Genomic DNA, 19,266 nt, shown 5'->3' with positions numbered 1-19,266 from the left:
TTAAAAAACGGTTATGATTTTAGAAATAGTATCACCAGAAGCGAAATTATTTTCAGGAGAGGTAACATCGGTTACTTTGCCAGGAGTTAATGGAAGTTTTCAGATTTTAAATCATCACGCGCCAATTGTTTCTATCTTAGAAGAGGGAACAATTAAAATTGCAGCTCCAAGCTTCAATTTTTCTAAAGAGGCTGCTGATAAATTTACGAGAGTTAATGACCAAACTTATACTTTAGAGATTAAGTCAGGAACAATCGAAATGAAAAACAATAAGATAATTGTTTTAGTTGACTAAGACAATTTCAAAATAAGCAGGAAAGCCAGACAGTATTGTCTGGCTTTTTTTATTTTATTACTTTTGAACTATTAAAATCTCTTTATAAAATATTCGATCAATAGTAAAAGCTTAGTAAGCTTTTGCAGTTTTGCTTCATAATTAGACAATGAAGCAACATTCTTATGTCAAATTTTATAAAGAATATATATGAAAAATATATCAAAAGTTGCTGTTCTTGGCGGCGGCGGAAGAACTGGAAAGTATCTTGTACAACAGTTATTAGAAAACGGATTTAGCGTAAAACTTCTATTGAGAAATCCCGACGATTTTACCATTCAAAACTCAAAAATAGAAATCATTAAAGGTGATGCTATTAATGAAGAATCGATAAACTTATTACTTAAAGATTGTCAGGCAGTGGTCAGTACTATTGGTCAGCGGCCAGGCGAGCCTATGGTTGCCAGTCAGGCAACGAAGAATGTTTTGAATGCCATGAAACGTTACGGAATTGAGCGGTATGTTTTATTGGCGGGTTTAAATATAGGCACCCCATTTGATAAGAAGAGTCCGAAGACGATTATGGCAACCGATTGGATGAAAACGAATTTTCCTGAAATTCAAAAAGACCGACAGTTCACCTATGATCTTTTGGTTGATAGCAAAATAGATTGGACGCAAGTCCGGGTTCCTTTAATTGTTTTTTCTGATGAAAGCTCTGAAATCACTGTAAATCTTGAAGATTGTTTGGGCGAAAAAATTTCGGCTTTTGATATTTCGAAGTTTATGGTAAAAGAAATGATCGAGTCAAACTATAGTAGACAATCTCCTTTTATTAGTGCCATTTAAATTTAGAAAAACGGCGGATTTCATATAATCCGCTGTTTTGTTAATTCTAAAATGAATTGCCTAACTTTGGTTTTATGAAGCTGCCAGAAAATCTTAATCGTAAATTAGAAAGTTGTAAACAGGAAAATAGTTTTCGAAAACTTCCTGTGTTTAATAATCTAATTGATTTTTCTTCTAATGATTACATCGGATTTTCTAAATCGGAAACTTTATTCAAACACACTCATGCTTATTTGCTAGAAAATGAGATTTTTCAGAATGGAGCAACGGGTTCTAGATTAACTTCAGGAAACCATTCTCTTTATCCAATTGCAGAAAGCTTTATAACTCAATTTCATGAAGCAGAAGCGGCTTTAATTTTCAATTCGGGATACAATGCCAATTTAGGATTTTTTAGCGCTGTACCGCAAGAAAATGATGTTGTTTTGTATGATGAATTGTGTCACGCTTCTATAAAAGATGGCATCGCGATGTCTCGAGCAAATTCGCATCATTATATTCACAATGATGTTGAAGATTTAGAAAAACACATTCTTAAATTTCCAGATAGCACAATTTATATTGTAACCGAAACTGTTTTTTCTATGGACGGAGATAGTCCAAATTTAGAAGAGTTGATACAGCTTTCAGAAAAATACAATTGTTATTTAATTGTTGACGAAGCTCACGCTTTGGGCGTTTTTGGAGAAAAAGGAGAGGGACTTACTCAGTATCTGAAACTTCACGATAAAATTTTTGCCCGAATCGTAACTTTTGGAAAAGGTTTAGGATCTCAAGGAGCGGCAATTTTAGGAAGTATTGAACTTAGAGAATATTTAATCAATTTTGCACACAGTTTTATTTTTACAACCGCTTTGTCGCCTCATGCTGTAGCAACAATTTTTATGGCTTATCAGCAGTTGGAAATCGAAAAAGGGGCGATTGAAAAGCTTCGCCAGAATATTGTATTCTTTAATCAGCAGAAAAATTTGCTGGGTTTAAAACCAATGTTCGTTCACAGTAAATCTCCAATTCATTCTGCAATTGTTCCAGGCAATGAAAATGTCAAAAAATTGGCAGAAGAACTTCAGAATAAAGGATTCGATGTGCAGGCAATTGTTTCGCCAATTGTTCCAGAAAATCAGGAACGACTTCGTTTTTGCATTCACAGTTATAATTCGCAGCAAGAAATTAATCAGGTTTTGGAATTAGTTAGAGATTTTGTTTTTTAGATTCTGATTTTTCAAGACTTAAATTTGAAAAAAGAGTAAAGTTTTTTGTAACGTTTTGTTTTTTCGATTACTTACACACTGTAATCAAATAAACGATATTAAATCATGAAAACCAGATTTCAATTTATAGCAACTTTACTTATATTCTTCTTTTTTGTTTGTAATGACATTTCAGCTCAAAGCAAAACTTCAAAACTGGAAAATTCTCTTCTTTGGGAGGTTTCAGGAAAAGGGCTTCAGAAATCTTCTTATTTATACGGAACGATTCACATGATCTGTTCAAAAGACTATTTCTTATCTGAAAAAGCCAAAAATGCTTTTGAGAAATCGGATAAATTGTTTTTAGAAATCAACTTTACCGATCCGAACGAAATGAGCCAAATGCAGCAATTGGCAATGGGAAAAGAACCTTTGAGTAAAAAGCTAACACCAGAACAACTTACAAAATTAGATTCTATTTTAAAAAAGAGCACCGGAATGTCGGTACAGCAAGTAGACAGTTTTAGTCTTGTGACAGTTTTGAGCCTGATTTCTATGAAGAGTTTTGGTTGTACAGATTTGAAGTTTTATGAAATGAAATTTTCTGATGCTGCCAAAAAAAGAAATGTTTCTATTACGGGATTAGAGTCTGTTAAAGCTCAATTCGAAATTCTTGAAAAGGCTTATTCTAATGATGAAATGCTGGCACTTCTAGAAGAATCGACTCCTGAAGAAACGGTGGAATTGGTAGATGCCTACAAAAAAGAAAACATTGAAGCGATGTATGCATTTAGTACAGATAAACGATTTACAAGTGAAAAAACTAAAAAGCAGATTCTTGATGATAGAAATCTAAACTGGGTAAAACAAATGCCGGAGTTACTAAAGCAAAATGGTATTTTCATAGCTATTGGCGCAGCGCATTTAGGTGGTGAGTATGGAGTTATTAATTTATTGAGAAAAGAAGGATATACTGTAAAACCTGTAATGAACTAAATCTGCTTTGAGAGAGAAGGAACAAGAGTTTTTAAATCGAATAGAAAGCCATAAAGGAATTTTGTATAAAGTTTCTAAGATGTATATGGATAATTCTGATGATCAGCAGGATTTGTTCCAGGAGATTGTATGCCAACTCTGGAAATCATATGAATCTTTTCGGAATGAAAGCCAGTTTTCGACATGGATGTATAGAGTTGCAGTAAATACGGCAATTGTCTTTTTGAAGAAAGAAAAACGGAAGGTGGACAGATATGAAATCGCTTCAGAAAATGTCAAAGAGGATGAAGGAGATTCTCATATAAAAGAAAGCCAGTTGGATCATTTTTACAAAGCGGTACAGAAACTAGAAAAAATAGATAAGGCTATCATTTTCTATCAACTAGAAGGATTCTCTCATAAAGAAATAGGAGATAATCTTGGAATATCTGAAGGGAATGCTAGAGTGAAACTGAATAGAGCCAAAGAAAAATTAAAAGAAATTATTAAAAAACAAGGATATGGATTTTAACGACATACAAAATGCATGGAATAACGAAAAACCTGAAAATGTTGTTCTGCCGTCAAACCTAGAAAAGATTCAGTCTGCTAATACACCATTAGACAAAATCAGAACAAATCTAAAAAATGAATTTATCTATCAAATATTGTCCATAATTTCTATGGCAGCAATTCCGATAATTTGTCATTTTAATGCACAGATGATTTTCTTGTATTATTTAATCTATAGCTTGTTTTTGGCTGTTTGCGTTTACTACTTATTAAAATTATATTTCTTTTTTAAAAGATTGAATGCAATAACATTGAAAACAAAAGACAGTTTGTATGAGACGTATTTTGATATTAGACTGAATATGGAATTGTATAAAACATTTGGTTTCTCTCTGACTCCTTTTATCGTTGTGTACTTATTGGGCTTTTATTTTTACGGCCTTTCTGAAAAATCAGGTTTATTAAATCACGAATTTACTAACGGACAGTTATTTGGTTTTTTTGCTATCATTGTTTTTACGATACTTTCTATGGGAATTTCTTTAGAATGGTGGGTTCAAAAGTTTTATGGAAAATACGCCAAAGAGATCAAAAAAGTAATAGACGAGTTAAAAGAAGAATAAAAACAAGAAACCCATCATTACGATGGGTTTCTTGTTTTTTAATTAAATATGATTTTCTTCGTGACTACATGACCATTTTCTAGAATTACTTTTACTAGTAAAACTTGATTGCTAGAATGTAAATTTGTAATCTGTATTTGTTTTGCTTCGATTTTGCTTTTGTTGTAAAGCAATTGTCCGCCTATAGTATAAATCTGTACTTCTTTAATGTTTTCAGATCCGCTAACTGCATTTATTACTTTTGATTTTATCGAAACTAAAACTCCATCTTCTACATTTTCAAAATCATCTGTACCTAATGTTTTATTGGTATAGCGTAATACAAAACGCTCTGTAAAAGTTCCTGCAGCTGTTTGGAAAGTATAATTTGAAGCACGAAGATCTGTTATTATCCCTGTTGTTTTATCTTCAAGATAAACGGCTTGTTTATTAAAAAATCCATCTGCATGATCTATCGAGATTGTAAGTTCGCTGCTAACAGTTGTTTTATAACCAAGTGGAACAGTATCTGTATTATCAAAAGGTAAAGCTCTTGCTTGAACAGTAAGTTTTTTAGCTTCATTTATGGTGTAAAAATCGATAAAAGAATTACCTGCCATTGTAGTTGCATCATAGTTATGATCATAACTGTTTGATGCTCCTTCTGCATAACCCACTAGAAGTTGTTTAAAGGCGTCTTCGGTATTACTTAAATTTAACCACAAACGATTTACTTCAACTTCAGTTTCTTTAGCCGTCGTTTTATAAAATTGTGTGTTTTGTGCTTTTACACGTTGCTCATTAGTAAAAGTTACCGAAGTAACTCTTGGTTTAATAAAGAAACCTTGTCCTACTCCAATATATCCTGAAGGCTCTTCTCCTCCAGTTGTCGCTTTTGTTGATCCAAGTAATGTTAGTACTGCATAATCTGGACTGCTGTAGGTGTAAGTATTGCTGCCATTCTCTTTTTTTGGAGGCGAAATATGTGTCCAAAAGTATAAAGGTCCAACTTCTCCGTTATCTCTAATGAATTTTCGAGCATCAATAGCAGATGGGTAAGGGTTTCCAACAAAATGGTATTTATCAGGCGTAATCGGAATCAAAATATTTCCATTGTTTGGTTTTCCATAGAATTTTCCAGTAAAGTTAGAAGGATTTTGAGTATCAAAAGATTGTGGTCCTCTAATGCTGTATCCTTTTCCAGGTTCCATTGTCTTTTTCCCGTACAAATCCGTTGCCCATTTGAAATCAGAAGTCCAATAGAAAAATTTATCAAATAAAGTTTCAGGAGACAAAGTACTCATTTTAAAATCTGGATTGTCTACAGGTGATGACCAATACGTTAAATCAAAACGACGAATTTCAGTTATTCTTTGAATTTCAAAAGCTTTATCGCTTCCGGTAAACATATTTTTACTTGTAGAAGTTTGAAGAAATGATCCTCCGTCTAAAATTAAAAGCTTTCCTCCTGTACCAACGTTTACATTTTCATCAACAGTTAAAGTAACATCTTTTGGAACTGTTAATGTGATATTCGGATTTATGGTACAAGAACAAACTGTAATATCTGACTTTAGTTCTGTATTTGCACTTATCACTAAAGAGCTACCATTTGGAATAGTGCCAGTTCCATTGTATATAATATCCGTTTTGGTAAAATTAATTCCAAGATTAGCATCACCACCATCTTCTCTTAAACGTATTTCTACTCTAGATTCGCTGTTTAAAGGGTAAAGGTCTCCTCCGTTAATTAAATAAGTGGTATTGTCCCACCCATCTCTAGAAAAGATTAATTTATCATCGATATAAAGCTCAACAGCATCATCATGATTCATATGTTTTAATTGATATAATCCACAATCGAAACCTTTACGTTTGTAAACAACAGTAAAATTGTTGTCTGGTATTTGAGAGCCTTGCCAAATGGTTGCAGATGAAGGCGATTTGTCTTTTGTCCAATAATTTGTTGAATCAGGATTTAAATGAGGGTCAACATAATAACCAGCATATCTAACATTTTGTAAGGTTATATCGTTGTTAACATAACCATAAACATTCCATACTCTGTCTCCGTATTCAGAAGGATTTCCTTTTTGTATACCAGTGAAAAAAGAAACTCTCGAATCACCACCATCTTCATAATACTCTAGAACAAATTTATGTTGGCCTAAAGTTAAATTTTGTGTAGCGTAATCCATAGTAAAACCATGACCATTCCATCTTGTTATAATTGGAACAGCTGCATCATCGATGTAAAGTCTTACTCCATCGTCGCTTCCAATATCAAAACTGTATAGACCGGCTTCGGTAATCTCAGCAAGCATTTTATATCGTACAAAGAATCGGTCAGAAGGAGCAGCTTCGCAAGCAAAATTTGAAGTTTGTCCAGTAACAGAACCTCCTCCAATATTTCTATCAAAGTTTTTGTTTTCAGTTACAATTCCTATGTACGTTGCAATACTAGTATTTGGTAAAGCTGGATAAGAAATGTTTGGAGGCAGAGCAGCATTATTTGCCATTTTATAAACATATCCAATCCATGTATTAGGCCCAAAGTCAGTTTGATCTCCAGTTGGAGTACATGGAGCAGCGGTTACATCAACACTTACTGTTGCTGATGAATATATGGTTCCATTAAAAATACTATAAGTGAAATTTGACGTGCCTACAAATCCTGGTGTTGGAGTAAAGGTAATGTCAGTTGTGCCATTTACCACTACTGTTCCGCCTGAAGTTGGCTGAGTAACAGTAATATTTTGTACAGGAGTATTTCCAACGACATCATTAGCTAAAACTGGAATTGAAATACTCTTGTTAGATGGTGTAGTGGCAAAATCACTATATGCGATAAATACATTAGAATCTTTTATGTTTCCTGCAATGTTTACTTTTGTTCTAAAATGAAATTCTTCGTTTGAATTATAAACATAAAGACGAATAAAAATGGCTTTTCCAGGTGTCAGAGAATTTAAATCTGAAGCAAAAGGAGCGCTAATGCTTCTCCAAGTTCCACTAGTACTTGTTTCTGCTAACAAGGTTTTTACATTGGTAGTAAACGTGGCATCGTCAGAATAGTTAATTTTAAATTTTTGACCGCTTCCTCCCTGATTTCTAAACATGAAGTTGAAAGTGGTTAAGTTTACGCGATACGTGTTGTCGGCTTTTATTGTAAATTCTAAATATTTGCTATTATCTGCTGCACCAGACGGCCAGCTGCCAGTATGAAAAAATGGATTTTTTTTGTCTTCGTTTATATCATACCATAAATAGGTGTTCGGGTATAAAATGTTGCCTGAAGTTATATAAGGTGATAGCGGAGTTGCCTCAAGTCTGTTAGATTCATTTCGCCCATACCAGATTACCAAAGGTTCTGGTGTTTCTTCTGCTACTGTTATCTTTACGGTTGCTTCTGATGAATTATTTGCCGCGTCTTTTATTGTGTATTTGAATGATGTTGTGCCTGTAAAATTATTGGCAGGGATGAAGCTAACAGTATTATCTGGATGAAGTATTGCCGTTCCCGCAGATGCTGGTGGTGGAGAAGAAATTGCCATCGAAGTAACATTTTCTTTTTTAATATCATTGTTTAATGGTGAGATATTTACTTCTACGTTTTTTATAGCTTTAACAAAATCATTGATTGCTAAAATTTTGTTTGGATCAAAGCTAGAAACAGCCCCTGTAATGGTTGTTGAAGTATTAACATTTCCAGTTTTGATATGGAAATTATTGTACGAATTATAAACATATAAACGTATGTACACAACTTGTCCTGGTAAAACAGGATTAATTTCTTCTGAAAAAGGAGGGTCTATTGAGGTCCAAGTGTTAACACTTGCTCTTTCGGGAACTAATACTTTTACGTCTTTTTTGAATTCAGAATCTTTGGAATATAATATTGTGAATTTCTCTGACTCGCCACCACCTTGACTTCTAAATGTCATTTTAAAAAGAGTCAAGTCTAATTTTTTGCCAGAATCGGGAGTTACTTTAAATTCTACGTATTTTGCAAGATTGATGTCGCCCTCATTTTGTTCGCCGTTTGGCCAGTCTTTGCATAAAAAAAACGGTTCTTCTTCCCACCCGCTAGTGTATTCCACGTTTACTTTTGACGGGTCATTAGAAGAAGATAGGTAAGACAATGGTAGAACAGTCGCGTTAACAGCTGGATTAACAGTTGGTTTTTTTGGATCGCTTGGTGTTTCAGCTCTCCATTTAATTAAATCTACATTTTGTGCAAACGTTAAAAAAGGCAATAAAAAGAATAAAAGTAAAGTTTTTTTCATGTTAAATGTTTTCTATCAATTTGTTATGCTGGCATAAGACTTTTCGAACCGCGCAAAGATATACACATCTACGAGCTACAATTTGATAGGGTTTTGGGAACCCTCATTTAATCGATGAATTGTTAAAATAGTCGATGAACTACATTAAAAATTTTAATGTTCGGCAAATATTCTTATAAAACAATGAAAAATATTATAGGAATATTCGTAAAATATGAAGCTTTTAAAGACTGTTTTTTGAGTTTTTAGACTAAAAAACGTCAGATTTGCGATAAATTCTTCAAAAACGGAATAATTTATAACTAAAGAGAATATGGTTTTTAAGCCTTTCAAAAGGGGTAGGGAAATTTTAAGAATTTTAAGAAAGTTGCAAATATTCTTTTTTTTGTAGTGCTGAAAATGAACTTAGTTCTCTTCTAATTCTTTTGCTTTTTCGTAAACTAAATTACTTTCATAACCTCTTCGGAGCATATAGTCGCAAAATTTTTTGCGTTTTTTGAGAAGATTGGTTTCGGAAATAGAATTCCAACATCTTTCTGCAAGATTTTCAAAAGTTTCAAAATATTCTTCAGAAGAAATTTCTTTCAGGGCTAAAGTAATATTGGTTGAAGAAATATTTCTTGCTTTCAATTCATTGGTAATTCTGATTTTTCCCCAATGTTTAATTCTGTGTTTGCCTCTTGCGAAACTGCAAGCAAAGCGAGTTTCGTTCAAAAAATTCCCTTCAATTAGCTGTACCACAACAGTATCAATCTCATCACGAGTCATTTTTAGGCTGTATAATTTAGCCACAACTTCATCATGACAGCGCTCTTGGTAAGCACAAAAGTGCTCTAACTTTTGTAAAGCTTCCTTGATGGTGAAAGTGCTGTTCGTCGGGTTTTTCATGCGTTTTAACGTTTAAATTCAGTTTTGCTCAATTAGTTATAAAATAATTCTGAAATTTGTTAATATTTTATAAAAAGAAATAAATTATAACCTTGCGTATTAGGCTAATTTAAATATTTTTGTACGGAATTTTAACATTTTAAGTTTCGGTCTAAAATGCCAGAATTTAACATTTTAGGGTTCAGCTGATTACCTAAAGAACATTGTTCTTTTTGAAAGAAATGCCTTTTTTGCTTTCTAAGCAACCAAAAACAAATTTACAAACAAATACCTACTGTTATATGATGAGAAAATTACTTTACTCGTTTTTATTTTTCATTTCTTCTAAATCTTTTTTCAAAAGATTGTGTAAACCAAGTTTAGGATTACTTTGTGTTGGAATGTTTTTTTGGGTAAATTTTGCTAATGCTCAAGTGACTACTAGTACATGGGCTTTAACAGGAAATGCAAATGCTGTCGTTACTGGAAATGTAAGTGCATCGCCAATAGCTATTGGCTCAGGTTTAAATAGTCTTAGTTTTACAACTAACGGAGCAACTACGGGGAGTTGGTCAGATGATGCATCTAGCTTGCGAGGAACTGAGTATTATGAGTTTAAAGTTACACCTGCGACTGGTTATACATTAAACGTTACAAATATTAATTTTCAGCATAGTGTAAGCAGTGGAAATTGGCAGGTACAAGCTTATTATTCTACAGATAATTTTGCTACTTCGACGCAAATTTCTAATGCATTTTCTTCAAATAGTAGTACACCAACAAACAGAAATACAGCAATTTCTATACCTGCAATTACTACTTCTATAACAATTCGTATTTATGGATGGGAATCCGATGGAAGTGGTCGTTCTCTAAGAATTAGAAATTTTGCTGTTACTGGTAATACTTGTCCTCCAGCGCCAACTACTACAAATGCCGAAATATGTCAAGGTGGGTCTGGAGCTTTAAGTGCAACATTAAGTGGAGCTACTACCACATCAACTACATTTTCTGGATCTTGGGATGCCTCAGTAGATCTTACTGCAAATATGCCTGTGGGAGGTATGGTTATTGGCGGTCCTTGTGATTTTAATTCATCAGTTAAAAGAAATTATACTGCAGTAAATTTTACTGTAAGTCAAACAGGATCATATACTTTTAAAATGACTGATGATACTGCTTTTGATGGGATGGCATATATCTATACAGGAGCATTTACTCCAGGATCTTGTGGATCTGGAACATGGATAGTCGGTGCCGATGATGATGTACAAGCTGATAGAGAGCCAAGATTGGTTGCAAATTTGACTGTAGGTACTGTTTATACATTAATTTCTACAACTTGGGCAAATAATACGGGAACATATTCTGGTAATTATACATGGACAGTTACTCCTCCATCAAGTGGTCAATTAACTTTATCGACTGTAAATTGGTATACCACGCCTGCGGGAGGAAATCCAATATGGAATAGTTCAGTATTTAATCCTGTTGGAGTTACTGGGTCAGGAATAAGTAGTACACCTGCACCAGGACCATATACTTTTTATGCCTCATCTGGAGGAGCGTCTTGTTCTAGAACAGCTGCTACCTTTACAGTAAATGCTACGCCTACTTTAACAGGAGTTACGCAATCTGCTTCAGTTTGTGCAGGATCTGTAGCTACAATAAATTTAACAGGTTTAGTAGCAAACAGCACGTCTACTATTTCATATACAATAAATGGTATTGCCCAGCCTAATGCTACTTCTGTTGTAGCAACTGGAGGAGGAGAAGCGAATTTTACTACGTCTGCATTGACAGTAGCCAATAATGGACAGACATTACAGATAACGGGAATAACCACAAGTTCAAATTGTAGTCAGTCATTTAATCGTAATACAACACTTTCAGTTAACGCACGTCCTACAGCAGGGTTAACCAGCAGTGATTCAGATAACATTTTCTGTGTGGGAACGTCTGTTACTTTTACGGCATCAGGTGGAACGAGCTATGTGTTTAAAGTAGGCTCAACAACAGTTCAATCGGGAACCAATTCAACTTATACCACTTCGTCTTTAACAAACGGACAGGTCGTGACAGTGGATGTTACAAATGCTTCAGGCTGTACAGCCACTAGTGCTGGAATTACTAATACAGTAAATCCAGTACACACTATTTCTGCAGGAGCAAATCGAAGCGTTTGTCAAAATAGTACAATGACACCAATAGTATTGACATTGGGTGGTGGCGCAACAGATGCAGTTGTCACTGGTCTTCCTTCTGGAGTAACAAGTTCAGTTACTGGAAATACTTTGACAATTAGCGGAAATCCAACTGCAATAGGCGTATTCAACTATAATATAACTACAACAGGTAATTCTTGTACAATAGCAACCACAACTGGAACCATAACTGTTGGAATAGGCAATAACATCATAACATACAATAATGGTAATTCTAATTTGGTTTGTGTGGCTGTAGATGAAAATCAAACAGCCATCTTTACAGCTCCTGCTGGAACTTATTTTAACACAGTAAGTTTTGCGAGTTATGGTTCTCCGACCGGATCTTGTGGGGCATTTCAAATTAATTATGTATGTCACTCTGCTGTAAAAAGTCAGTCTTACACAGAAAGTAGTCTTTTAGGAAATACAGGAACCATTAATGTTGTAGCTAATAACGAGAATTTTGACGATCCATGTGTTAGTACTTTTAAAGCTTACAAAGCTGTTGCGAGATATTCAGAGCCAATTTGTGCTGGTACAATACCGGGACAAATTTCAGGAAGTGCACCTACAGGAGGCGGAGCTTATGCTTATTTATGGGAGATTAGCACAACAAGTTCGACTTCAGGATTTAGTGCAGCTCCAGGAACAAATAATACTCAGAATTATATTCCAACAGTTCAAGTGACTAGAGATACTTGGTTTAGAAGAACGGTAACTTCAGGTGGTACATGCCCGAATGTTTCTGCGGTTGTTTTGATAAAAGTTAATCCTTCACCAACATTGACAGGTGCATCTCAATCAGCTTCAGTTTGTTCAGGATCTGCAGCAACAATAAATTTGACTGGATTATTGGCAGGAAGCACATCAACAATCTCATATTCGATAAATAGTGTAGCACAAACTCCAATTACTTCTCTTGTAGCAACCTCTGGAGGAACGGCTAGTTTTACTACACCTGTATTGACAGAAGTCAATAATGGACAGATTTTACAGATAACAGGAGTAACAACAACAAGTTCAACTCCAAACTGTAGCTTATCATTCTCAACAAATGTGACATTAGCAGTTAATTCTACACCAACATTAACAGGGGCTAGTCAACCACTTTCAGTGTGTACAGGGTCTGCGGCAACAATTAATTTGACTGGATTATTGGCAGGAAGTACATCAACAATCTCATATTCGATAAATAGTGTAGCGCAAACTCCAATTACTTCTGTTGTAGCAACTGCTGGCGGAACGGCTAGCTTTACCACACCAGCATTGACTTATGCGAATAATGGGCAAACTTTACGCATAACTCAGATTACAACAACAAGTTCGACTCCAAATTGTAGCTCAGCATTTACAAGTGATGTAACATTGTCAGTTAATGCAACACCTACAACTCCAACAATTACAAAAAACAACGATGCTGCATGTAATACTTTAGGAAGTATAACCCTAAGTGGTTTGCCAGCAGACTGGACAATTACTCGTACAGGAGTGACTACTTCAACTCATCCATACACTGGTACGACATCTACTCTCCCTATTCAAGATTTAGCAGCAGACACATATAGTTTTACTGTTACAAATAATGCGACAGGTTGTACTTCAAGTCCTGCAACTGTTACGATAACAGATACAAGCTCTAATACAGAATGGAATGGCTCTGCATGGTCAAATGATGAACCAGATGGAAGCAAAAGTGTTACCATTTCTTCAGTTGTGCCAAACCAGCCTTTTACAATTGCCAAACCAAATATACAGGCATGTTCTTTAACTATTACCGCGACATCAGATGTAATTATTCCGAATGGAGTAACTCTGACAATCACAAATAAAGTGACAAGTAACGGTAAATTAGTGTTTGAAAGTGGTTCAAGTCTATTACAGACTACTAATGTGAAAAATGATGGTGATATTGTTTATAAAAGAACAACTAAAATAAACCGTTTCGATTTGACTTACTGGTCAAGTCCAGTTACTGGAGAACCAGATACTTTTAAAATGAAGGATTTGTCATCGGAAACTCTTTTCGATAAGTTCTTCACTTACAGCCCTACTGGAGGCTGGGCAACTAATATGTACGGAATGGCGGAAATGGAACCTGGAAAAGGATATAGCATTAGAGGACCACAGTCTTTTGACAGTCAAACCGCTGCTAACTTTACTGGAGAATTTAAAGGAAGACCAAACAATGGTGATATAACGGTACCATCAGTGGTTCCAGATAAATGGTTTTTATTAGGAAATCCTTATCCATCTGCGATCGATGTAGATGCATTGTGGGATGCTAATGCTGATCAATTAGGTGCACTTTATTTCTGGACTCACGTTGCTCCTCCAACTAAAGCACCAGGGGAGAATACCTATCGTTATACAAGTAATGATTATGTAGTTTATACTGCTTCAGGAGGTACTGTTGTTAGTGGAACAAAATCATTTGACGGATTTATAGCTGCGGGTCAGGGATTTTTTGCTAGACCAAAAACGACTGAAATACATTTTAACAATGATATGCGTAGAGGTTCATCAGTTAATGGTAGCTTCTTTAAAGTAGCTAGTAAAAGTAAAAGCATTGAAAGAAACCGTATTTGGTTAAATATGGTAAATAACGAAGGTGCTTTTAAACAAATATTGGTTGGTTATATTGAGGGCGCTACTAATAACGTAGATTTTAATTATGACGCTCCTACAATTGCAGGTAACTCTTATCTTGATTTTTATAGTTTAAACGAAACAAAGAAATTAACTATTCAAGGACGTGCTCTGCCTTTTGAAAATACCGACTTAGTTCCGTTAGGATATAAAACTACTGTTGCAGGCGATTTTACGATCGGAATAGATCATGGGGATGGATTCTTTGGTAAACAAGAAGTTTACCTAGAAGATAAAACTACTGGAAAGACAATTAATTTGCGAAATGAAAACTATACATTTAGTACATTAGTTGGAACTTTTACCGATCGTTTTGTCCTTCGCTATACAGGTAAAACATTAGGTACAGATGATCTAGAAAATCTTGAAAACAGTGTCTTAATTTCTGTAAAAAACAAAATAGTTACTATTACTTGTTCTAAAGAAACCATCAAAGATGTTACTATTTTCAACCTTGGCGCTCAGTTAATATACAGCAAAAACAAAGTGAATTCATCAGAATTGCAGATTACAAATTTACAGTCTAGTGATCAGGTTTTATTAGTTAAAGTAACTTTAGAAAATGGTTCTACTATTACTAAAAAAGTGATTTTTTCTAATTTGTAATAAAAAATAATATTTCTTCAAATGCCCATTCTTTAATAAAAGAATGGGCATTTTTTATTTAGAAAAATCCCTAAATCTTGGTATTGTGTTTTTAATTATGACTTTATAATTTAGTTTAATTCTTACAATTTTAAACTTTAATTGCGCCGTTTTGATTAAAAATATATTTTATTCGTTAATGCTAATTTTGATGTCAGCTCAAACACTTTTCTCGCAGCAAGGTAAAGTTGACAGTTCATTTAACGTTCTAGATAATGGCCAAAATGGAGATGGATTTAATAATACTGTTCGAACGCTTCTCCTTCAAAAAGAAGGTGCTTTGCTGGTAGGGGGAGATTATTTGAGTTTAAACGGCACAGTCGTCTCGTACCTGACTCGATTAAATCCAAACGGATCTATAGATGAAAGTTTCAATACAGGTACAGGTTTTAATGGTAAAATTTATGTCTCTTGTCTACAAGCCGATGGAAAAATTATTGTGGGAGGAAATTTTACAAGTTATAACGGAATAAAAGCGGGAAGATTAATTCGTTTAAATGAAGACGGTTCTTATGATGCTACTTTTGATACCACAATTGGAGCAGCTACAGGAATTGTATATGATATTGCTTTACAGGCAGATGGTAAAATAATTATAGTTGGCAGCTTTACAAAATATAATAATAGTACAGTAAACAGAGTAGTACGTTTATTGCCAAACGGAACAATCGATTCTACGTTTCTTACCGGTTCTGGATCCTCATTAAATGTTACACAAGTAAAAGTTTTATCAGACCAGAGAATCATCCTTACAGGTAATTTTACCACTTTTAATGGCATTTCTGCCAACAGAATAATTCGTTTAAACTCTAATGGGACCTTTGATTCCAGTTTTAATACTGGCGCTGGATTCAATGATGATGTTAATGCCATTGCCTTACAGTCTGATGGTAAAATGATTTTAGGAGGTAATTTTACTTTTTTTGATAATGTTGAAGCGAATAGAATTATTCGCTTAAATGAAGACGGAACTAAAGATGAAAGCTTCTCAACTGGTTCAGGTTTCAGCAAAGAGGGAGTTCAGACAATCAGAATTAATAAGAATGGCGATATTATGCTAGGCGGTTCTTTTACCGGATATTATAATAAAACCGAAGTGATAAGATTAATTTTTCTACAATCTGATGGTAGCGTAAAACCTAATTTTGATATCGGTGCAGGACCTGCCTCTGCCTCAGTTCTGGCTTTAGAATTTGATGAAGAAGATTCTTGGTTTGTCGGAGGTTCTTTCGCTGTTTTTAACGGCCAAAATCAAGGAAGGTTAGCAAAAATTAATAGTGAAGGAGAACACGATATTTCCTATTTGGCTTCTGGAGTAGGATTTGATAATTCTGTTTTTAGTATTCTACCCCTTCCAAGTAGAAAGATAATAGTTGGCGGAAATTTTAAAACTTTTAACGGGCTTGCTGCTCCCAAAATGGTCTGCTTATTAGAAAACGGAGCAATTGACCCCACTTTTAATACCACAAATTCTGGAAGTAATAATCTAATCAAAACTACTGTACTTCAAAATGACGGAAAGATTGTTTTAGGAGGGAATTTTACAAAGTACAATGATCTTACTCATAATCGTATTGTTAGAATATTAGCCAATGGGGAAATTGATAATTCATTTAACACTGGCGACGGATTTAATGCGCAAGTGTATACCATGGCAATTCAGTCCGATCAAAAAATAATTGTGGCAGGATCATTTACTAAATACAATACTGTTAGTGCTAATAGAATTGTCCGAATTCTTCCAGACGGAATAAAAGATCCAACTTTTAATATTGGTTTAGGTGCAGACAGTGTAATAGAAAGTCTAGTCGTGCAAGAAGATGGAAAGATACTGGTTGGAGGTCATTTTAAAACCTTCAACGATATGCCTTTTGCAGGTTTGGTAAGGCTAAATCAAGATGGAAGTATTGATGCTAGCTTTAATATAAAAGAGGGTTTCGATAAATATGTTTATGCAATTGCACTTCAGTCCGATCATAAGATTATTGTGGGAGGTTCTTTTTTGACTTTTAATAAGGTTTCAGAAAAACGCATTCTTCGATTAAATAGTGATGGAAGTCTCGATACTACATTCCAATCAGGCGCTGGCTTTAGTAAAGGAGATATTCGTGCTATTTTAGTGCAGCCAGACGATAGAATTTTGTTGGGAGGAAGTTTTTCGGGGACATATAATACTATTGTTTCTTCTCGATTGATTCGTTTATTGCCTTCGGGATCGTATGATAATTCTTTTGTGGCACCATCAAATAATACGCTGTTTGCAATGAAATTCGATGAAGATTATAGATTGATGATTGGTGGTAATTTTAACTCTGTTTCGGGTATTTCAAAACATAGAATTGCCCGCTTAAAACTTTGCGTTAATACCACAACTTGGGATGGAGTTTCGTGGTCGAATGGTTATCCTTCTGCGGGAAAAGACGTTTACTTTAAAGAAAGTTTTCCAAACTTGAAAACAGCTAATATATGCGGATGCAATATTGAACAAGATAAAACGGTTACGTTACTTGAAAAAAATACATTAGGAATTGAGTTTGCTTACACCGGTAAAGGAATACTTGTTTTAGAAGATTCTGCTAGTTTATATCAAGAAGATGATGATATAGTTAACACAGGAATTGTTCATTTAAAAAGAAAAACAAAACCAGTAATTCGATTTGACCTTACCTATTGGTCTTCACCAGTAGCCGATATGACATTGCATGATTTTTCATCCGAAACACTTTTTGATAAATATTTCTGGCACGATTCCACTTTAGGATGGAAAACAAACCTTTACGGAAGCATGACTATGACTTCTGGTCGTGGCTACAGTATTAGAGCTCCGCAAAGTTTTTCTACTACAGAGCGAGCAATATTTGAAGGTGTTTTCAAAGGAATTCCAAACAATGGTAAAATAGAAGTTGAGTTGATTGCCGCAGATCGGTTTTATTTGGTAGGTAATCCATATCCATGCGCCATAAGTGCAGATGATTTCTTAACAGAAAATGAGCCGAAAACAAAGGGTGCATTATACTTCTGGACGCATAACACTCCGCCTAGAATTACAATTTCAGGAACTAATACCTATCGATATACTAATGATGATTATGCAGTTTACAATTTATTAGGAGGTGTTGGCACAAGCTCAGCTTTAAGTTCTGGAGTTAGTAATGATGCGCCAGATGGTATAATTGCGTCGGGGCAAGCCTTTTTTGTAAAAAGCAATCTAACAGGCACTTTAGAATTTAGAAATAGTATGAAAGTTCGAGATAGAAATACTTCTTTTTTTCGACCAGTTCCAAACTCACAAGCAAAATCTGTTACCCAAAAGCATCGGTTTTGGCTAAACATTAAAAACAGCGAAAATGAATTCAAACAGATTTTAGTAGGATACGCATCAGGCGCTTCAAATTCTTTAGATCTGAATTATGATGCAGAATATTTAAGTTCAGGAATGCCATTGGATTTTTATAGTATAATAGAAAATAAAAAATTAGTAATCCAAGGCCGCGAATTGCCTTTTTTAGAAAGCGATTCAATAGCTATAGGTTATAAAACTGCAGTTAGTGATAATTTAAAAATTGAGATAGATCATAAAGATGATTTTTTTAATGATAGACCTATTTTTTTAGTCGATAAAAAATTAAATAAAACACATAATATTTCTGGAAGTTCCTATCAGTTTGATTCTGAAGCAGGAACCTTTAATGATCGTTTTTCTATAATTTACTGTAATACAACTTTACGAAACAATATTTCTGATAACCTCTCGAAGGATATTTTAGTGTCTGTTAAAAATCACAATATACATATTGAATCTCTAGCTGAACTAATGAAAGAGGTACTAATATTTGATGTTTTAGGAAATCTACTGTATAGAATAGATCAGCTTGAAACCCAAAAAGTCTCGATCGAAAACTTGTTCTCTTCTCATCAGGTTTTATTAGTAAAAGTCATTTTCGAAAATGGCAAATCGGCTTCAAAAAAAGTCATTTTTTAAAGACCGAATAGAAATCGTATCTAATTGCTTTTTTTTTTTTTTTTTGGTTAATATCTTGAAAGGCAATGTCTTGTTTTTAAATTAACAGTTTTTTCTTATTTTTTATGTTTTTTGAGTTTTTAGTGTTAAAATTATGGGTTTAATACTACATTAGGAATTTATGCGTAAATAAAATCGTACCTTGTAGTTGGTTTTTGTCGATGAAATGCTTTTTTTATCGATTAAATACT

10 protein-coding genes are annotated in these 19,266 nt (G+C 34.2%); 8 read left to right on the top strand and 2 right to left on the bottom strand.

The window, feature by feature from the left end:
- The first annotated feature begins 13 nt into the window (after window positions 1–13).
- From QLQ95_RS07395 to QLQ95_RS07370, 6 genes are all read left to right on the top strand, one after another.
- The gene (locus QLQ95_RS07395) at window positions 14–295 is read left to right on the top strand and encodes a FoF1 ATP synthase subunit delta/epsilon (protein WP_095928500.1); all 282 of its coding nucleotides are present in this window, start codon (window positions 14–16) and stop codon (window positions 293–295) included.
- A 189-nt stretch (window positions 296–484) separates the two neighbouring features.
- The gene (locus tag QLQ95_RS07390; RefSeq protein ID WP_428238331.1) at window positions 485–1,123 is read left to right on the top strand and encodes an NAD(P)-dependent oxidoreductase; all 639 of its coding nucleotides are present in this window, start codon (window positions 485–487) and stop codon (window positions 1,121–1,123) included.
- A gap of 74 nt (window positions 1,124–1,197) precedes the next feature.
- Window positions 1,198–2,334, top strand: coding sequence for an aminotransferase class I/II-fold pyridoxal phosphate-dependent enzyme (locus QLQ95_RS07385; protein WP_482503238.1), 1,137 nt, complete (start codon window positions 1,198–1,200; stop codon window positions 2,332–2,334).
- Between the two features lie 105 nt (window positions 2,335–2,439).
- Complete coding sequence (locus QLQ95_RS07380) at window positions 2,440–3,309, top strand: TraB/GumN family protein (protein ID WP_482503236.1); 870 nt, start codon at window positions 2,440–2,442, stop codon at window positions 3,307–3,309.
- Between the two features lie 7 nt (window positions 3,310–3,316).
- Window positions 3,317–3,820, top strand: a complete 504-nt coding sequence (locus QLQ95_RS07375) for an RNA polymerase sigma factor (protein ID WP_482503234.1) — start codon at window positions 3,317–3,319, stop codon at window positions 3,818–3,820.
- Window positions 3,810–4,424 carry a hypothetical protein gene (locus QLQ95_RS07370; RefSeq protein ID WP_095928495.1) on the top strand — a complete coding sequence of 205 codons (615 nt, stop codon included), beginning with the start codon at window positions 3,810–3,812 and terminating at the stop codon, window positions 4,422–4,424. Before QLQ95_RS07375 ends, QLQ95_RS07370 begins: the two co-directional genes overlap by 11 nt.
- Window positions 4,425–4,462: 38 nt before the next feature.
- Here the strand turns inward: QLQ95_RS07370 and QLQ95_RS07365 are convergent, their stop codons facing one another.
- Together QLQ95_RS07365 and QLQ95_RS07360 are read right to left on the bottom strand one after the other, a co-directional pair.
- Window positions 4,463–8,689, bottom strand: a complete 4,227-nt coding sequence (locus QLQ95_RS07365; RefSeq protein ID WP_482503232.1) for an Ig-like domain-containing protein — start codon at window positions 8,687–8,689, stop codon at window positions 4,463–4,465.
- A gap of 405 nt (window positions 8,690–9,094) precedes the next feature.
- Window positions 9,095–9,577, bottom strand: coding sequence for a regulatory protein RecX (locus QLQ95_RS07360; protein WP_482503231.1), 483 nt, complete (start codon window positions 9,575–9,577; stop codon window positions 9,095–9,097).
- A gap of 281 nt (window positions 9,578–9,858) precedes the next feature.
- Here QLQ95_RS07360 and QLQ95_RS07355 point away from each other — a divergent pair, with 281 nt between their 5' ends.
- Together QLQ95_RS07355 and QLQ95_RS07350 are read left to right on the top strand one after the other, a co-directional pair.
- Window positions 9,859–15,015 carry a T9SS sorting signal type C domain-containing protein gene (locus QLQ95_RS07355; protein ID WP_482503229.1) on the top strand — a complete coding sequence of 1,719 codons (5,157 nt, stop codon included), beginning with the start codon at window positions 9,859–9,861 and terminating at the stop codon, window positions 15,013–15,015.
- Between the two features lie 190 nt (window positions 15,016–15,205).
- Window positions 15,206–19,036, top strand: a complete 3,831-nt coding sequence (locus QLQ95_RS07350) for a T9SS sorting signal type C domain-containing protein (RefSeq protein WP_482503228.1) — start codon at window positions 15,206–15,208, stop codon at window positions 19,034–19,036.
- The last annotated feature ends 230 nt before the right edge of the window (window positions 19,037–19,266 follow it).

It is taken from the genome of Flavobacterium sp. B330r (assembly GCF_056824325.1).
Note: the sequence above shows the minus strand (reverse complement) of the source record. Positions and strands in the feature narration are given on the sequence as shown.

Bases quoted from the DNA above. Each gene is read 5' to 3' on its own strand.
- QLQ95_RS07395 (WP_095928500.1), top strand. From the start codon at position 14: ATGATTTTAGAAATAGTATCACCAGAAGCGAAATTATTTTCAGGAGAG.
- QLQ95_RS07390 (WP_428238331.1), top strand. From the start codon at position 485: ATGAAAAATATATCAAAAGTTGCTGTTCTTGGCGGCGGCGGAAGAACT.
- QLQ95_RS07385 (WP_482503238.1), top strand. From the start codon at position 1,198: ATGAAGCTGCCAGAAAATCTTAATCGTAAATTAGAAAGTTGTAAACAG.
- QLQ95_RS07380 (WP_482503236.1), top strand. From the start codon at position 2,440: ATGAAAACCAGATTTCAATTTATAGCAACTTTACTTATATTCTTCTTT.
- QLQ95_RS07370 (WP_095928495.1), top strand. From the start codon at position 3,810: ATGGATTTTAACGACATACAAAATGCATGGAATAACGAAAAACCTGAA.
- QLQ95_RS07365 (WP_482503232.1), bottom strand. From the start codon at position 8,689: ATGAAAAAAACTTTACTTTTATTCTTTTTATTGCCTTTTTTAACGTTT.
- QLQ95_RS07360 (WP_482503231.1), bottom strand. From the start codon at position 9,577: ATGAAAAACCCGACGAACAGCACTTTCACCATCAAGGAAGCTTTACAA.
- QLQ95_RS07355 (WP_482503229.1), top strand. From the start codon at position 9,859: ATGATGAGAAAATTACTTTACTCGTTTTTATTTTTCATTTCTTCTAAA.
- QLQ95_RS07350 (WP_482503228.1), top strand. From the start codon at position 15,206: ATGTCAGCTCAAACACTTTTCTCGCAGCAAGGTAAAGTTGACAGTTCA.